Source organism: Polaromonas sp. UBA4122, assembly GCA_002381615.1.
GTDB lineage: Bacteria > Pseudomonadota > Gammaproteobacteria > Burkholderiales > Burkholderiaceae_C > Polaromonas.
The window spans coordinates 1-14,295 of sequence record DFWY01000159.1 but is presented as its reverse complement, the minus strand read 5'-3'; the positions used below and the strand labels follow the sequence as shown (position 1 = coordinate 14,295).

The following is a 14,295-nucleotide window of genomic DNA, read 5'->3' as shown; positions in this document are numbered from 1 at the left end:
ATGTTGGGTTACGCCCCTGGGGGGCTAACCCAACCTACAAGGAAACGTTCTAAGAACCCCAAAAATAAAAGGAATACACATGCACGCAACAACAAGTAAACCCAACCCAGCCGCCGCCGCGGTGATGCCCCCCGGCGCTTCCGCCGCCAAGGCGCCAGCCCAGGCCGCCAGCCAGGCGACATTGCCGCATCGCGCGGTATCCCTGCTGGCTGCCTGGATAGCTATTGCCTGGAGCTACGCATGAATGATCACGCGCCATCCCAGTCGTTCAAGTCGCTGACGCATATTCTGGCCGTCACCGGCTCCGTAGCCATCCTGGTCGGAACGTTGACCATTCTCGGTGTTTTTTACGCGCTCGCGTATCCACACCCGCAACGCAGCGCGGCCCGGTACGCCCAAGCCTCCGCTATTGCGCAGTCGGTCGACATCTTCGACCAGACGATGCGGCTGACCGCTGAAAATGCATTCGGCGGTTTTCGCAAGCAGTTTGGAACGACGCTGTCCCTCGTCGATGAAGCTGCGGGACTTTGACCAATAACGGAGGCCAGCTTTAATGACAGCGCAACCGAGGTCGATAGCTTTTCCCGTGATTTCCCCGGAGGCAATGCGACGGTTTTTGTGGCTCAGGGCGAGGATTTCCGGCGAATTACAACCTCGGTAAAAAAGGAAAATGGCGAGCGTGCCATGGGAACGCTGCTAGACACATGACGCGAGCAGATGACACAGCAAAATTCCGCCATGGTCTAGCAGAGCAGCGCCGCAGCAACCAGCATGAGTGAGCGGGCGCAACGCCTGGTGGGCGCCGTGAAGGTGTTCTTGGTTTGGCAAACTGAAAGATAGGGAAAGTCAAACCCCGGTGACACTGTCGTCCTCTCCGGCGGGGCATCAAGAACATTGGATTCGCAACCATGCAGCACAAACATACGCACCCCTATCAAAGCGCCGCTGGCTGGACCTTGCTGGCACTGGCCATACCCCTGCTGTGGTGGCTTTCACACCCAACCTGGCAGATCGTGATCGAGCCGAAGAGCTTCGTGTTTTGGCACAGCGTTGTGGAATTGTTCGCGGTGGTGGTGGCGATGCTGGTATTTGTCACCGGATACCGTGCCATTTTTTCGGCACGCAAAGGGGCTGTGGTGCTGCTGGGGGTGGCATTTTTAGGCGTGGGGCTGCTCGATTTTCTGCACGCCATAAGCTATGCCGGCATGCCGGATGTCATGACCGCCAACACCCCCCACAAATCCATTTTCTTCTGGCTGGCTGCGCGCATGCTGGCAGCAACTGCATTGCTGGTGTATGCCTTGCTGCCGAGTGGGCCGGACATCAGCCAGCTGAAAAAGCGGCTCACCCTGGCTATGATGTTGGCGGTGGTCGGCGTACTTGGGTATATCGGGCTGCTCTGGCCAGACCGCGTGCCTGCGCTATTTATCGAAGGGCAGGGCCTGACGCCCCTGAAGATCGGCCTGGAATGGCTGATCGTCGCCGTGAACCTCGTGACGATCGCGGTGCTAGCGCGTCGCCGCAAGGAACTGGTTCACGAGTGTGTCATGGCCCTTGGCTTTGCAGTGGCCTTGTCGGCTGTCTCAGAACTGTTTGTCATGATGCTGGGTGTTGTCGCGAAAGATGCAGCCAATGTGCTTGGGCATGTTTACAAGGTGGCGGCCTATCTGTATTTGTTCCATGCCACCTTTAACGAGGCCCTGCGTCGGCCCCTGGAGCGTCTGGAGGTGCAGTCCATGCGCGAGAGAGAGACGCTGAATGCTGCGCCCGATGGCGTTTTGTGGGTTGATGACACTGGGCGCATTTTGATGGCAAACCCAGTCATGGAAAAATTGTCTGGCTATCCGGCGCATGAACTGGTCGGCCAGAATGTCGACCTATTTTTGCCTCCGTATCTGCACGCTCGCCACGCGCAGTCGATGCGGGGGTTATTTCATCGCACCGCATCCCCGCGCCATGGGTTTGATGGATTTGAAGCTGCTGCGTCGCGATGGCCGGATGCTGTCCCGTGGACATCTCGCTGGGTAACTGGGAAGACGAGGGCGCGCGCCACGCCATTGCCTACATCCGTGACCTGACCGGGCGCAAGAAGTTTGAAGAGTCGCTGCGGCACCAGGCCACCCACGATGAACTCACCGGCCTGCCTAATCGCTGGTTGTTTCACCTGCAACTGGACCAAGCCGTGGTGCGTGCCGGGCGCTCAGGTCTGCGCGTGGCTGTTCTGTTTCTTGATTTGGACTATTTCAAAACAGTGAACGACAGTTTTGGACACGCCACGGGAGACGCCTTGCTGGTGCAGGTAGGCACCCGTATGCGCAGCATCTTGCGCGAAAACGACACACTGGCGCGCCTGGGCGGCGATGAGTTCGCGGTTCTGCTCACCGATCTGGCTGATGTGGATGAAGCGGTGAGTGTGGCCACCAAGCTCTTGACGTCGCTGCAGGCCTCGTACCGCCTGCAAGACCAGGACGTGTATTCAGGGGGTAGTCTGGGTCTGGCTTTTTACCCGGACGATGCGCAGGACAGTGACACCCTGCTGCGCTACGCCGACCTGGCCATGTACCAGGCCAAACAGGCCGGGCGCGGTGCTTATGCCTGCTATTCGCAGGAAATGGATCGGCGCGTGCATGAAGACATGCAACTGCACACACGGTTGAAAGAAGCCATTGCCCAAGGAATTTTGAAGCTGCATTATCAGCCGCAGGTGGACGTGGAAAGTGGCGCGGTAGTGGGGGCTGAGGCCTTGCTGCGCTGGCACGACCCGGTGCTGGGCGATGTCTCTCCGTCGCGGATTATTCCGATCGCTGAGGCCACGGGCTTGATTTTGCCTTTGTCGGACTGGGTGCTGGAGACGGCGTGCGAGCAAATTGCCGCCTGGGCGCAGGCAGGTACGCCCCTGCGTGTGGCTGTCAATTTTTCGGCTCAGCAATTTCGCCAGCGCAATCTGCCCGAGAAGGTGCGCGCAGCACTGGAGCGCACCGGCGCGCAGGCCCAATGGCTGGGCATTGAAATCACTGAGTCGGTGGCCATGACGCAGCCCGAGCAGGCGCGCGAACAGCTCAATGCCCTGGTGGCGCTGGGCTGCAGCGTGGCATTAGATGATTTTGGTACAGGCTATTCGTCGCTCGCCTATCTCAAGGCCTTGCCTGTGAGCAAGCTCAAAATTGACCAAAGTTTCATGAAAGGAATTCCCCACGATGCCAATGACGTGGCTATTTCTCGAGCGATCATTGCCTTGGCTCACAGCTTGGGGCTGACGCTGGTGGCCGAGGGCGTGGAAACCGATGCTCAACTGGCCTTTTTGCGCCAATATGGTTGCGAGACTTATCAGGGCTGGCTGTTTGCCAAAGCGATGGAGCCGGGTGACCTGACAGAACAACATCTCGCCAACCAAACCTGTCTATCAGAGTTGGACTTCGAATTTGAACTCGCGCAATAGAATATAAATAATGGATGCAAAAAATTCACCACAGCACACTGTTTTTGAAACAGCTGAGCAACTGCCGGTGAGCGACGCGCTTGCCCCGCTAGAAGATTTTCGTATCACGCATCCGAAGGAGATCGGCAACGTGTTGCGACAATTGATGAAGCGTAAGGATTTTCTTACCGTGGAATGCAGCAATCGTCCGCATCGTATCGTTACCCGCATTCTGGATGTGGATCAGAATGCGGGTTTTTTTATTTACGATGGCAGTTCCGAGCAGATTTACAACCGAAGCTTGCTGGAATCGGATGAGAACTATTTCTCGGCCACGCAAGACGGTGTCCGCGTCCAGTTCGTTAGCGGTCGACCGGAACCGCATGAGTTCGAAGGTGCGTTTGCATTTCGCGCACCGCTGCCGGCGAGCTTGTACCGGATGCAGCGGCGTGAGTTTTTCCGGGTCGGCACGCCGCTCATGGACATCTACCGCTGCACGGCGAGTCTGCCTGACAGGGGCCAGGTCGCCTTTGATATTTACGATCTGTCGTTCAATGGCGTGGGGCTGCGCTCAAAGGACCCGACCCTGGGCGCGCTGCTGATTGGTACCGAGTTGAGCAAGGCCGTGCTGGATTGCCGCAAGATGGGCAAGTTGGAGACGGATCTAAAGATCACTTATCTGCACAATATCCGGGGTCACAACGATCCGATCTACCATTTTGGTTGCCGTTTTGAGCGTTTTCCGAAATCGAAAGAGGCGGATTTGCAGCGGATGATTACCTATCTCGAACTGGCGCGCAGAGGGCGCAGCAACTAACCAATCCGGATTTGGTCCAATGACGTGATGATTCAACCGAGGGCGAGACGGTTACCGCTGCCTTTGCCTGTTTTATGAGTTCCATCCGGTCCATACAGCGGTTGGCCGCTCGCTTGCAGAAAACTAATGGACTGCCGGGTGAAGTCCAGATGCGTGTGAATCATCACGCCATTGCGGTGATTGCACGCATGGGCCTGCGCTGCACGCTCCAGTAAGTCGAACCACGCGTTTTGCAGTGCTTCGCCGCCAGCAGCAGCGGCGGCATCGGCACCGCTACGATCAGCAGCATAGCCCAGGGCAAGCTGTTCCATCTCACGTTGACGATCAAAAGCCGCGATCTGATCGGCCAGTTGTGACTTGCGCCCGGCAAGCTCCGACAGGTTGGCGAAGTTGCCATGGGTCATGGCGTCGGCTTCCTGATCCAGTAATTCGAGAAATGCCCCTATTGCGGCATGCTCCCGGGTCAGGTGATTGAGTAGCAGGCTGCTCATGGCGCCTGTTTGCTTAACAGGTCACGCACGGTCGCAAGCAAGCCATCCGCAATTTTGGCGGTATTGACCTGGTAGCGGCCGGCGCTGATGTTCTCGCGAATCTTGGCGACGCGGGCCGCGTCAAAGTCCCCGTTGGTGGAGGGCAGCAACGGGGTCGGTGAGGGCGGCCGCGCTTGGCCCGCCACGGTAGGCATTTCCGCCGCCGACCGATTGGCGTTGACGCTGCCCCTGGCAGACACCAGGGCGGATGTGTCTGCCGCAGGTTTCAAAAAAGTGACGTTTTGATTGATTTTCATGATGTTTTCTTCAGAGGTGTCTCTCCGGTATAACGGCGGTTCAAGTCGAAACTTTAGGATACGCCAAACAAATCATTGGAGAATCAGTTTGGCCGTTCCACCGTGCCGTCTGGATGGACGATACCGCTAAGCAGTTGGCCCCCCTGCATTTTGACCCAAACCACCGCGCCGGCCGCGGCATTGGTCATGGCTTTGCCCTCGGTGCTGACCACAAAGCCTGCCCCCTGCGTGACCACTTTGACGGTTTGCCCCTGCTGCACCACTGCAACGGCACGCAGCAACTCCCGCCGTAGCGGCGCACCTGAAGCGATCTGGTTCGAAGCGATGACGCCATTCAGTTGAGCCGGATCGACAATGACGCTGCCTGGCAGGGTTGTGAGATCACCTTCGTGCACGGTGGCATCAGCGAGCGTCAGCGCTTGACCCGCGTTGATCGGGCGTGCCGCGACATAGTAGGTGCCCACGACCGCGATGTAGGCCGGCACATAGCGGGTCCAGGGATGATTCGCGTTGCATCGCACCCCGACCGATACACGCCCCCATAGACGTGCACCGCTTGGCAAAAACGGTTCAAGTGCTTCACATGGCGGCAGAGCCCCCGACATCGGCGTATTGACGGTGATGCCCACCTTGCCTGGCAGACCGGCCGTTTGACTCAATAAAAAATGCTCAATCACGGGGCGTGCGCTGCCGGACAAGGGCGCCGGCTGCGACGTCGCGCTGCGGGCTGGCGCTGTCATTGCCGCCAGGGTGGCCAGTGCCATGGGCAAGGCTAGCGCAAGTTGTCTGATCAGGGATAACGGTGTCGTTTGTGCCATGCAAACGATTTTAGAGAGTTGGGCGACGATAGCAACGGCTGAATTGCGCTGCAATCCAGATGCAGTTCGTCCGATTGAGACCCGCGCGAGAAGGGTTGAATTGGGCCTTGAAACCCCATCTGTTCAGGTGATTGCCTGCGCAAGGTCTGCCTACAATTATTTTCAATCAAAGATGTCTGGGCGACCAGGCAAGTGACTTCAAACGATGGAAAAGCAATGATCGACAAGTTGGACTCATTCCTGCGCTTCCATCAGGAGGCGCTCAACCTGCGGGCACGGCGGCAGGAAGTTCTGGCGGCCAATATCGCACATGCCGACACGCCCAATTTTAAAGCGCGCGATTTCGATTTCAGCAGCACGCTGACGCAAGCGGTAGAGCGCGGCAGGCAATCCCAATCCCTGTCAATGGCGACCACTTCATCCCAGCATCTGGCGGGCGAAGCTCAGGCGGGCGCTGATGCGGACCTGATGTATCGCACGCCTACCCAGTCAAGCATCGATGGCAACACGGTAGAGATGGATGTTGAGCGGGTCAATTTTGCCGACAACGCCATGCGTTATGAGGCGAACCTGACGGTGCTGAGTTCCAAAATCAAATCGCTGCTGTCAGCGGTCCAGTAATAACGACGTGGAGTCAGTGCATGCCGCTTTCCAATAATTCACTCGGTATTTTTGACATTGCGGGTTCCGCCATGACGGCGCAATCCCAGCGCATGAACGTCACCGCCAGCAACCTGGCCAACGCCGACAGTGTCGCCGGCCCCGATGGCCAGCCCTACCGCGCGCGTCAGGTGGTGTTCGAGATGGCGCCTTCAGCTGGGCAGGATATCGGCGGCGTCCGGGTCGCCCGCGTCATCGAGGATCCCTCGCCCCTGCGCATGGTGCACGACCCCAAGAATCCGCTCGCCAACGCCGAAGGCTACGTCACCATGTCCAACGTCAATGTGGTCGAAGAGATGGTCAACATGATCTCGGCCTCCCGCTCCTACCAGGCCAACGTCGAGGTCCTCAACACCGCCAAGACCATGATGCTGAAAACCCTGACGGTTGGCCAGTAAGTCCACCGACAGCCCGACATTCCATTCACAGGAGAAATTTTATGGCTTTGACTGCAACCACCCCGACTACCGCTACCAGCGCGCTTGGCGCGACGGCTACCGGCTCCAGTGCCGACAGCGAGCAGCGTTTCCTCAAGCTGCTGGTCACGCAACTGAACAACCAGGACCCACTCAATCCGCTGGACAATGCCCAGCTAACCTCGCAGCTGGCGCAGATGAGCACGGTCAGCGGCATCGAAAAACTCAATACCGCCTTCCAGTCGCTGCTGGCTCAAAGCGGGTCCAGCCAGGTGTTGCAATCGGCCAGCTTGATTGGCCGTACCGTGCTCGTGCCGGGCAATGCGCTGACCATGCAGCAAGGGGCTGCTGCTACACCTTTTGCCGTTGACATGCCTGCCGCCGCTGATTCTGTGAAGGTTGCCATCACCAATGCAGCCGGCGATACGGTTCGAAGCTACGACCTGGGCGCTTTGGCGCCAGGCGTCAAGACGCTGTCATGGGACGGCAAAACAGACGGCGGCGTGCCGGTGGCGGATGGAAGCTACACCGTCAACGTGGTTTCAACGGCCGCCGGTGCTCAGGTGGCTTCCACTGCGCTCACTTACGCGGCAGTCTCCAGTGTGGCGCAGAGCGGCACCGGCGTTTCACTCGATCTGGGGGCCGGCCGCCAGGCCAGCCTCAGCGACGTCAGGCTGATTCTCTGAGTCTGAATCGGCGTCAGGCGCCTCACGTCTTTATTTCAATTCAACATTAATTTCAAAAAGGAAACACCATGGGTTTTGCACAAGGTGTGAGTGCTCTGAGCGCCTCCGCAGCCAATCTCGATGTCATCGGCAACAACATTGCCAACGCCGGGACGATCGGCTTCAAGTCCGGCAGCGTGCAGTTTGCCGACGTTTACGCCGGCTCGCAGGTCGGCCTGGGCACCAAGGTTGCCGGCGTGGCACAGAATTTCACGGCAGGTTCGGTGCAGAGCAGCACCCGGCCACTGGATGTGGCCATTACCAATGGCGACGGCTTTTTCCGGCTCGCCAGTGCGAGCGGTGAGATCGCCTATTCGCGCAACGGCCAGTTCAATGTGGACAAAAACGGCTTCATGGTCAACGCCGCCGGCTTGAACTTGACCGGCTTTCCGGTGACTGCCACGGGCACCATCGCTGGCGGCAGCCCGACAGCATTGCAATTTCCGACCGCCGCCATGGCGCCGAAGCCGACCGATGCCATTGCCGCGCAGTTCAATCTCGATTCGCGCAGCACGGCAATCCCTGCGGCTACTGCGTTCGACGCCAAGGATTCAAAGACCTACAGTTACGCGAATGCGGTCTCGGTCTTCGACTCGCTGGGTAATTCGCATGAATTAGTGACCTTCTTCCGTAACGCTAGCACCCCTGCTACCGCTGCCACCGCTGGCCCCCCTGCCACCGCTGCCATTCCTGCCATTAATTCTTGGAAGGTGTACGCTACTGCGGACGGCCAAGCGCTTGATGCTAAGGGAGTAATAGTTCCATCAACGACTCCACCAACAGCTGCCTCACCCCTCTCTATTACGGTTGCCTCTCCAACACCAACAACTTCCACTACGCTGACATTCGATTCGAATGGCGTATTGCCATTCGACCCGGCTACCGGGCAGCCCTATAAAGTTACTGTGGGCTTGGCTGGGCTTGATTTCGGCAACGGCTCGACAGCGATGGCGTTCGACATGAACCTGACCGGCACCACCCAGTTCGGCAATGACAATGCGGTCAACAAGCTGACCCAGACCGGTTACGCCTCCGGTGTTCTGACCTCGTATGCCGTCGGCCAGGACGGCATCGTCACCGGCAAGTACTCCAACGAACAGACCAAAACGCTGGGGCAGATCGTACTGTCTTCCTTTATCAACCCCAACGGCTTGCAGTCCAAGGGCGATAACGTCTGGGCTGCAACTTCGGACTCGGGCCAGCCCTTGACCGGCAAACCCGGCAGCGGCACCAAGCTGGGGGCCTTGACCTCGGGCGCGCTGGAGGGCTCCAACGTCGATCTGACCTCCGAGCTGGTGAACCTGATCATTGCCCAGCGCACCTACCAGGCCAACTCCCAGACCGTCAAGACGCAAGACCAGATCATGCAAACGCTGATCAACATGCGTTGATACCGGCATGGCTGGCTGAAGCAGCAGACCCTCACATCAAGAAAACCACGGAAATCAAGGGAGAAGTATGGACCGGATGATCTATGTCGGCATGACGGGCGCCAAGCAGGCGATGGAGCAGCAGGCTTCAGTGGCCAACAACATGGCGAATGTGTCGACGCCCGGTTTTCGCGCCCAGATCAACAACTACCGGGCCGTCCCGGTGGTGGGGGAGGAAACGCCCACCCGCGCCATGGTGGTCGCCACGACGCCGGGCGCCAATATGCGCTCCGGACCGCTGATGGAAACCGGCCGCGCGCTGGATGTCGCGGTGCGTGGCGATGGCTGGCTGACAGTACAGATGCCCGATGGCAGTGAAGCCTATACCCGCGTCGGCAATCTGCAGGTCGGCGCCGACGGTCAGTTGATGACCATGGATTCCCGGCCCATCGCTGGCGAGGCCGGTCCGCTGGTGGTGCCGCCCGGTTCATCGTTGGTGATTGCCAGTGATGGCCGGGTGACCGCGCTCGGCGCCGGTGACCCGCTGGTCGGTGCTGCCGAAGTGGGACGCCTGAAGCTGGTCAACCCGGTGGCGGCTGACCTTGTGCGTGGCGACGATGGACTTTTCCGGATGCAAACCGGCGCGGCCGCCCCACCGGCCGACCCGAATGTGAAGTTGGCCATTGGAGCATTGGAGGGCAGCAACGTTAATCCAGTGGAGGCGATGGTCGACATGATTGCCAACGCGCGACGCTTTGAGATGCAGATGAAGACGCTGCAGACCGCTGAAAGCAACGATCAGCAGGCGAACAAGCTGCTGTCCAACAGCTAATTGAGTCGTCATCGATTGATCTTGATTTGACATGAACCCGGCTCCCGCCACTTCGTAGGAACATACCCATGATTCGTTCTCTTTCTATCGCCAAAACAGGTCTTGATGCACAGCAAGCACAGCTTGACGTCATTTCCAATAACCTGGCCAACGTCGGCACCACGGGCTTCAAGCGCAGCCGCGCCGTGTTCGAAGACTTGATGTACCAGAACCTGCGCCAGAGCGGTGGCCAAACCTCTGATCAGACCCGCATGCCGTCGGGACTGCAAATTGGGACCGGCGTGCGCGTTGTTGCCACCGAGCGCATTCATACCCAAGGTAATCCAACCAAAACCGATAATCCGAAAGATGTGGCAATCAATGGCGGCGGCTTCTTTCAGGTCTTGATGCCGGACGGCACGGCGGCTTACACCCGCGACGGCTCGTTCCAGTCTGATGCGAGCGGTCAGCTGGTGACGTCAAGTGGTTATCCAGTGCAGCCGGCGATAACGATGCCGCAAAACGCCACCAGCATGACCATTGGCCGTGATGGCACGGTTTCAGTCATACAAGCCGGTAGCACCGCCAGCGTGCAAGTCGGCCAGATACAACTGGCGACATTTCTGAATCCGGCCGGTTTGCAAAGCAATGGTGAAAACCTGTATGTGGAAACCGATGCTTCCGGCGGCGCCAACCAGACCGCGCCAGGCCAGAACGGCGCCGGCGTTCTTAACCAGGGCTACGTCGAGTCCTCCAATGTCAATGTGGTTGAAGAGCTGGTGAACATGATTCAGACGCAACGCTCGTATGAAATCAACAGCAAGGCGGTTAAGACTTCCGACGAGATGCTGGCTCGCCTGGCGCAGTTGTGATGCCAACAATTTTGGCGAGCGCTCGGCTCATGTGGGCGCTATGGGTCACCAGCTTGTTACTGGGCGGCTGCGCGCAAATTCCGCGCGAGCCGCTGGTGCAGCTGCCCATGACGGCGCGAGCCGATACGTTGGTACGGCCGGCAGCGCCCGTGAATGGGGCAATCTACCGGACAGGCTTCGGCGCACAGGCTTTGTTTGAAGACCGGCGGCCGCGTTATGTGGGTGACATCCTGACCATCCTGGTCAGCGAAAACGTCAATGCCAGCAAGAGCTCGGCTGCCAATGCCAGCCGCAGCGGCAGTGCCAATGCCGCGCTGGACGTGATTCCTCAAATTTTGGGCGGCTTGATCTCCAATACGCAGGATACCAGTGCAAGTGGCAAAAACATCATGAGCGCCAAGGGCGGCGCCAATGCCATGAATACGTTCAACGGCGTGATCACCGTCACGGTCGTGGACGTGCTTCCCAATGGCAATCTGCTGGTCAGCGGAGAAAAGCAGATGTTGATCAATCAGGGTACCGAGTTCATCCGCTTCTCGGGTGTGGTGAATCCACGCCTGGTCAGCGCGAACAACACCGTGCCTTCAACCCAGGTGGCAGATGCCCGGATTGAATACAGCGCCAAGGGCTATATCGACGAGGCGCAGACCATGGGCTGGCTTCAGCGCATCTTCCTCAACGTGTTGCCATTTTGATCATGCAAACCCTACCCACCTCGTTCACCTCGCTTGCCTCGCTCAAGCGCCGCAGCAGAAAAATGCAGGTGGGCGTCACGTCCGGCTTGAGGCTGTGCCTGCTTCTTGCTGCCTTCATTGCCCTGCCATCGCAAGCGGAACGGCTGAAGGATCTCGCCAGCATTCAGGGCGTGCGTGACAACCCGCTGATCGGTTATGGATTGATCGTCGGCCTGGATGGCAGTGGCGACCAGACCATGCAGACCCCCTTCACCACGCAAAGCCTGAACAACATGCTGAGCCAGCTCGGGGTTACCATGCCGCCCGGTGTCAACATGCAGTTGAAAAATGTCGCCGCCGTGATGGTGACCGCCACCTTGCCGCCATTTGTGCGGCCGGGCCAGACCATCGACGTCACGGTATCGTCCCTGGGCAATGCCAAGAGCCTGCGTGGCGGGACCTTGCTCATGACGCCATTGAAGGGTTCTGATGGCCAGGTCTATGCGCTGGCCCAGGGCAACATGGTGGTTGGCGGGGCAGGGGCATCGGCCAATGGCAGCAAGGTGCAGATCAACCAGCTCAGTTCCGGGCGGATACCTGCTGGCGCCATCGTGGAGCGTGCGGTGGACTCCCCACTCGGCGGCGACGGCACCTTGATGCTCGAATTGAACACCAGTGATTTTGGTACCGCGCAAAAGGCGGTCGACGCGATCAACCGCGACTTTGGTCCCGGTACCGCCCATGCGCTGGACGCCAGGGTGATCGAGGTCAGTGCACCAGCCAGACCAGAAGAGCGCGTCGCTTTTCTGGCGCGCATCGAGAATGTTGACGTTGCGCCGGCGCAGGCAGTCGCCAAAGTCGTCATCAATGCGCGTACCGGTTCGGTCGTGATGAATCAAGCCGTCAGACTTAATGATTGCGCAGTGGCGCACGGCAATTTATCGGTAGTGATCAATAGCAACCCCGTCATCAGCCAGCCCAACCCGCTTGCAGGTGGGAGCACCGTAGCGACCCAGAGTTCGCAGATCGCAGTCAATCAGGGGGGGGGCGCACTGCAAGTCGTGCGGGGTAGTGCCTCGCTGGCCGATGTGATTAAGGGGCTCAACACCCTGGGGGCCAATCCGCAGGATCTGGTGTCGATTTTGCAGGCCATGAAAGCCGTCGGTGCCTTGCGTGCCGAACTCGAGATTATCTAAGGTTGGCCATGAGCAGTTCTAGCTTCTCCAACCTCAACAGCATGAATCCTTCTGGCGAGGGCGTGCTCGACCAGCGCTTGTCGCTCGATGTGCAAGGCGTCGATGCCTTGCGGCGCACGGTCCGCACTTCACCGCAGGAGGGCATGAAGCAGGCCTCCAAGCAATTCGAGGTGATGTTCATGCAGATGGTGCTCAAGAGCATGCGCGACGCGACGCCGTCAGACGGGATGTTCAGCAGCTCGCAGGAGAAGACCTACACCTCGATGCTGGATCAGCAACTGGCGCAGAACCTGTCTGGACGAGGCTTGGGACTGGCTGAAGCCATGTTTACGCAGCTCAGCCGCACGATGGGCGGCGAAGCCGCGCAGCTGGCGCCAGGTGCCGCGCTACCGGGTGCCGTGCCTGCAGAAAAGCGGCTGGGCGCGCCCGGCACACCGGCGCCGAAGGTGGCGCCAGTGCCGCAGACGGCGCCCGATGCGGCCATGTCAATGACGCGATCACCCGACCTCTCGTTCTATGAGGCGGCCACTGCGCAGGCCACGCTAAGCCGGAGTGTTTTGCCGCAAGCGCAAGTTGAGCAATTCGTTTTGCGCCTGTTGCCCGCGGCGCAGCGCGCCAGCCAGGAAAGCGGCGTCCCGGCGCAGCTGATCATGGCGCAGGCAGCGCTGGAGTCGGGCTGGGGACGACGCGAAATTCGCGCAGAAGATGGCAGGAATAGCTACAACCTGTTCGGTATCAAGGCCGACAAAAGCTGGAAGGGGCCGGTGGTTGAAGCCAATACCACCGAATACGTCAACGGGGTTGCGCAAAAAACCCGGGCCACCTTTCGCGCCTACGGCTCTTATGAAGAAGCATTTTCCGACCATGCCAGGTTCCTGGTCACCAATCCGCGTTACGTCAACGTACTGGCGACACGGGACCCGGCCGAAGCTGCGCATGGCCTGCAGCGCGCCGGTTATGCGACCGATCCGCAATACGGTGGAAAACTGATTCGCATCATGAAGCAGATGATTTAGCGATGAAGAAATTGCAAAAATACCTTATTCCCGTCATCGCGAGGCCGCAGGCCGTGGCGATCCATGACTGGGAGCCAACGGGGCATGGATTGCCGCGCTTCGCTCGCAATGACAAAACTGCTACGTTTGTATTTTCTCGTTTCCTAAGTGCTATGCCAGCGCGGGAAGTGTCCGACGCTGAGCTTGAGTTGCACATCCAGTCCCTGGACCGTCTGATGGTCCAAGCAATGGCCGAAGAAAACCGCCAGGAGGCCCTTCACTGGCTCCAGGCCAAGACATTGGCAATCAGCCAACGATCCCCTGCCCAGCGGGCCAGGCAACCAAAAACAGTGAGACATAAATAAAAATAGCAGTCGGCTCGCTGCAGGAGCAGGCCAGCGGCCTGTCGCAGGTGGTGAGCGTGTTCAAGCTCGATAACAGCCCACTGAATTACGTGCCCCGCCCCTGCACACGGCGGCCCTCAAGCCGCGCCTTGCGCCGATGCAACCACCCCGCGGCAAACAGGTCATTGCCGCGCCGCAACGCAAGCAGGGAAACATTTTACAAATCACTAAATGACGGTTGGTCTGGGGATTTTCCTAAAGTTTCTCCGTATCTTGCCGATAACCAGATGTAGGCATCCGTCAACGGCATTGCTTTTCAGGCCCGGTAGGGGGCCTGTGCCTGGCTGGACATGTCACCACCATCGTTTCAAGGAGTGCGCATGCACGCAACA

General features: G+C 59.0%; 19 protein-coding genes. 16 read left to right on the top strand and 3 right to left on the bottom strand.

From position 1 onward, the window contains the following. The first annotated feature begins 79 nt into the window (after positions 1-79). From B3F77_RS18910 to B3F77_RS18885, 6 genes are all read left to right on the top strand, one after another. Entirely contained in the window at positions 80-244 is a 165-nt protein-coding gene (locus B3F77_RS18910) for a hypothetical protein (protein ID WP_293606449.1), read from the top strand. Then, the gene (locus tag B3F77_RS18905; protein WP_293606448.1) at positions 241-531 is read left to right on the top strand and encodes a hypothetical protein; all 291 of its coding nucleotides are present in this window, start codon (positions 241-243) and stop codon (positions 529-531) included. The genes B3F77_RS18910 and B3F77_RS18905 overlap by 4 nt, the downstream gene beginning before the upstream one ends. A gap of 3 nt (positions 532-534) precedes the next feature. Continuing rightward, positions 535-708, top strand: a complete 174-nt coding sequence (locus B3F77_RS18900) for a Cache 3/Cache 2 fusion domain-containing protein (RefSeq protein WP_293606451.1) — start codon at positions 535-537, stop codon at positions 706-708. Between the two features lie 248 nt (positions 709-956). Beyond that, a complete protein-coding gene (locus B3F77_RS18895; protein ID WP_293606447.1) occupies positions 957-2,078 on the top strand; it encodes an MASE3 domain-containing protein in 1,122 nt (373 codons plus the stop codon). Beyond that, positions 2,009-3,439: a putative bifunctional diguanylate cyclase/phosphodiesterase gene (locus tag B3F77_RS18890; protein ID WP_293606446.1), complete on the top strand. Its 1,431-nt coding sequence runs from the start codon at positions 2,009-2,011 to the stop codon at positions 3,437-3,439. The genes B3F77_RS18895 and B3F77_RS18890 overlap by 70 nt, the downstream gene beginning before the upstream one ends. 10 nt (positions 3,440-3,449) lie before the next feature. Beyond that, positions 3,450-4,235 carry a flagellar brake protein gene (locus tag B3F77_RS18885; RefSeq protein WP_293606445.1) on the top strand — a complete coding sequence of 262 codons (786 nt, stop codon included), beginning with the start codon at positions 3,450-3,452 and terminating at the stop codon, positions 4,233-4,235. Positions 4,236-4,267: 32 nt separating this feature from the next. On the opposite strand, the gene B3F77_RS18880 is transcribed toward B3F77_RS18885, so the two are convergent. The 3 genes from B3F77_RS18880 to flgA form a co-directional block, all read right to left on the bottom strand. Beyond that, positions 4,268-4,726, bottom strand: coding sequence for a flagella synthesis protein FlgN (locus tag B3F77_RS18880; RefSeq protein WP_293606444.1), 459 nt, complete (start codon positions 4,724-4,726; stop codon positions 4,268-4,270). Continuing rightward, a complete protein-coding gene (gene flgM / locus B3F77_RS18875; RefSeq protein WP_293606443.1) occupies positions 4,723-5,022 on the bottom strand; it encodes a flagellar biosynthesis anti-sigma factor FlgM in 300 nt (99 codons plus the stop codon). Before flgM ends, B3F77_RS18880 begins: the two co-directional genes overlap by 4 nt. Positions 5,023-5,105: 83 nt before the next feature. Next, entirely contained in the window at positions 5,106-5,840 is a 735-nt protein-coding gene (gene flgA, locus B3F77_RS18870) for a flagellar basal body P-ring formation chaperone FlgA (RefSeq protein WP_293606442.1), read from the bottom strand. Positions 5,841-6,056: 216 nt separating this feature from the next. Here flgA and flgB point away from each other — a divergent pair, with 216 nt between their 5' ends. From flgB to B3F77_RS18820, 10 genes are all read left to right on the top strand, one after another. Next, positions 6,057-6,461, top strand: coding sequence for a flagellar basal body rod protein FlgB (flgB, locus tag B3F77_RS18865; protein WP_293606441.1), 405 nt, complete (start codon positions 6,057-6,059; stop codon positions 6,459-6,461). A 20-nt stretch (positions 6,462-6,481) separates the two neighbouring features. Further along, positions 6,482-6,898, top strand: a complete 417-nt coding sequence (gene flgC, locus B3F77_RS18860) for a flagellar basal body rod protein FlgC (RefSeq protein ID WP_293606440.1) — start codon at positions 6,482-6,484, stop codon at positions 6,896-6,898. A 41-nt stretch (positions 6,899-6,939) separates the two neighbouring features. Then, positions 6,940-7,602: a flagellar hook assembly protein FlgD gene (locus tag B3F77_RS18855; protein ID WP_293606439.1), complete on the top strand. Its 663-nt coding sequence runs from the start codon at positions 6,940-6,942 to the stop codon at positions 7,600-7,602. A 68-nt stretch (positions 7,603-7,670) separates the two neighbouring features. Further along, complete coding sequence (flgE, locus tag B3F77_RS18850; protein ID WP_293606438.1) at positions 7,671-9,032, top strand: flagellar hook protein FlgE; 1,362 nt, start codon at positions 7,671-7,673, stop codon at positions 9,030-9,032. A 67-nt stretch (positions 9,033-9,099) separates the two neighbouring features. Further along, entirely contained in the window at positions 9,100-9,843 is a 744-nt protein-coding gene (locus tag B3F77_RS18845) for a flagellar basal body rod protein FlgF (protein ID WP_293606437.1), read from the top strand. A gap of 68 nt (positions 9,844-9,911) precedes the next feature. Beyond that, positions 9,912-10,694: a flagellar basal-body rod protein FlgG gene (gene flgG, locus B3F77_RS18840; protein WP_293606436.1), complete on the top strand. Its 783-nt coding sequence runs from the start codon at positions 9,912-9,914 to the stop codon at positions 10,692-10,694. Then, the gene (locus B3F77_RS18835; protein ID WP_293606435.1) at positions 10,694-11,389 is read left to right on the top strand and encodes a flagellar basal body L-ring protein FlgH; all 696 of its coding nucleotides are present in this window, start codon (positions 10,694-10,696) and stop codon (positions 11,387-11,389) included. The genes flgG and B3F77_RS18835 overlap by 1 nt, the downstream gene beginning before the upstream one ends. After that, positions 11,389-12,564 (top strand): flagellar basal body P-ring protein FlgI, encoded by a 1,176-nt coding sequence (locus tag B3F77_RS18830; RefSeq protein ID WP_414703049.1) that lies wholly within the window; start codon positions 11,389-11,391, stop codon positions 12,562-12,564. The genes B3F77_RS18835 and B3F77_RS18830 overlap by 1 nt, the downstream gene beginning before the upstream one ends. 8 nt (positions 12,565-12,572) lie before the next feature. Continuing rightward, positions 12,573-13,580: a flagellar assembly peptidoglycan hydrolase FlgJ gene (gene flgJ / locus B3F77_RS18825; RefSeq protein WP_293606434.1), complete on the top strand. Its 1,008-nt coding sequence runs from the start codon at positions 12,573-12,575 to the stop codon at positions 13,578-13,580. A 2-nt stretch (positions 13,581-13,582) separates the two neighbouring features. Further along, positions 13,583-13,924: a hypothetical protein gene (locus tag B3F77_RS18820; RefSeq protein WP_293606433.1), complete on the top strand. Its 342-nt coding sequence runs from the start codon at positions 13,583-13,585 to the stop codon at positions 13,922-13,924. Positions 13,925-14,295 lie beyond the last annotated feature (371 nt).

What these genes read in the sequence shown, in the direction of transcription:
- B3F77_RS18910 (WP_293606449.1), top strand. Translation starts at nt 80, where the DNA reads ATGCACGCAACAACAAGTAAACCCAACCCAGCCGCCGCCGCGGTGATG.
- B3F77_RS18905 (WP_293606448.1), top strand. Translation starts at nt 241, where the DNA reads ATGAATGATCACGCGCCATCCCAGTCGTTCAAGTCGCTGACGCATATT.
- B3F77_RS18885 (WP_293606445.1), top strand. Translation starts at nt 3,450, where the DNA reads ATGGATGCAAAAAATTCACCACAGCACACTGTTTTTGAAACAGCTGAG.
- B3F77_RS18880 (WP_293606444.1), bottom strand. Translation starts at nt 4,726, where the DNA reads ATGAGCAGCCTGCTACTCAATCACCTGACCCGGGAGCATGCCGCAATA.
- flgM (WP_293606443.1), bottom strand. Translation starts at nt 5,022, where the DNA reads ATGAAAATCAATCAAAACGTCACTTTTTTGAAACCTGCGGCAGACACA.
- flgA (WP_293606442.1), bottom strand. Translation starts at nt 5,840, where the DNA reads ATGGCACAAACGACACCGTTATCCCTGATCAGACAACTTGCGCTAGCC.
- flgB (WP_293606441.1), top strand. Translation starts at nt 6,057, where the DNA reads ATGATCGACAAGTTGGACTCATTCCTGCGCTTCCATCAGGAGGCGCTC.
- flgC (WP_293606440.1), top strand. Translation starts at nt 6,482, where the DNA reads ATGCCGCTTTCCAATAATTCACTCGGTATTTTTGACATTGCGGGTTCC.
- B3F77_RS18855 (WP_293606439.1), top strand. Translation starts at nt 6,940, where the DNA reads ATGGCTTTGACTGCAACCACCCCGACTACCGCTACCAGCGCGCTTGGC.
- flgE (WP_293606438.1), top strand. Translation starts at nt 7,671, where the DNA reads ATGGGTTTTGCACAAGGTGTGAGTGCTCTGAGCGCCTCCGCAGCCAAT.
- B3F77_RS18845 (WP_293606437.1), top strand. Translation starts at nt 9,100, where the DNA reads ATGGACCGGATGATCTATGTCGGCATGACGGGCGCCAAGCAGGCGATG.
- flgG (WP_293606436.1), top strand. Translation starts at nt 9,912, where the DNA reads ATGATTCGTTCTCTTTCTATCGCCAAAACAGGTCTTGATGCACAGCAA.
- B3F77_RS18835 (WP_293606435.1), top strand. Translation starts at nt 10,694, where the DNA reads ATGCCAACAATTTTGGCGAGCGCTCGGCTCATGTGGGCGCTATGGGTC.
- flgJ (WP_293606434.1), top strand. Translation starts at nt 12,573, where the DNA reads ATGAGCAGTTCTAGCTTCTCCAACCTCAACAGCATGAATCCTTCTGGC.
- B3F77_RS18820 (WP_293606433.1), top strand. Translation starts at nt 13,583, where the DNA reads ATGAAGAAATTGCAAAAATACCTTATTCCCGTCATCGCGAGGCCGCAG.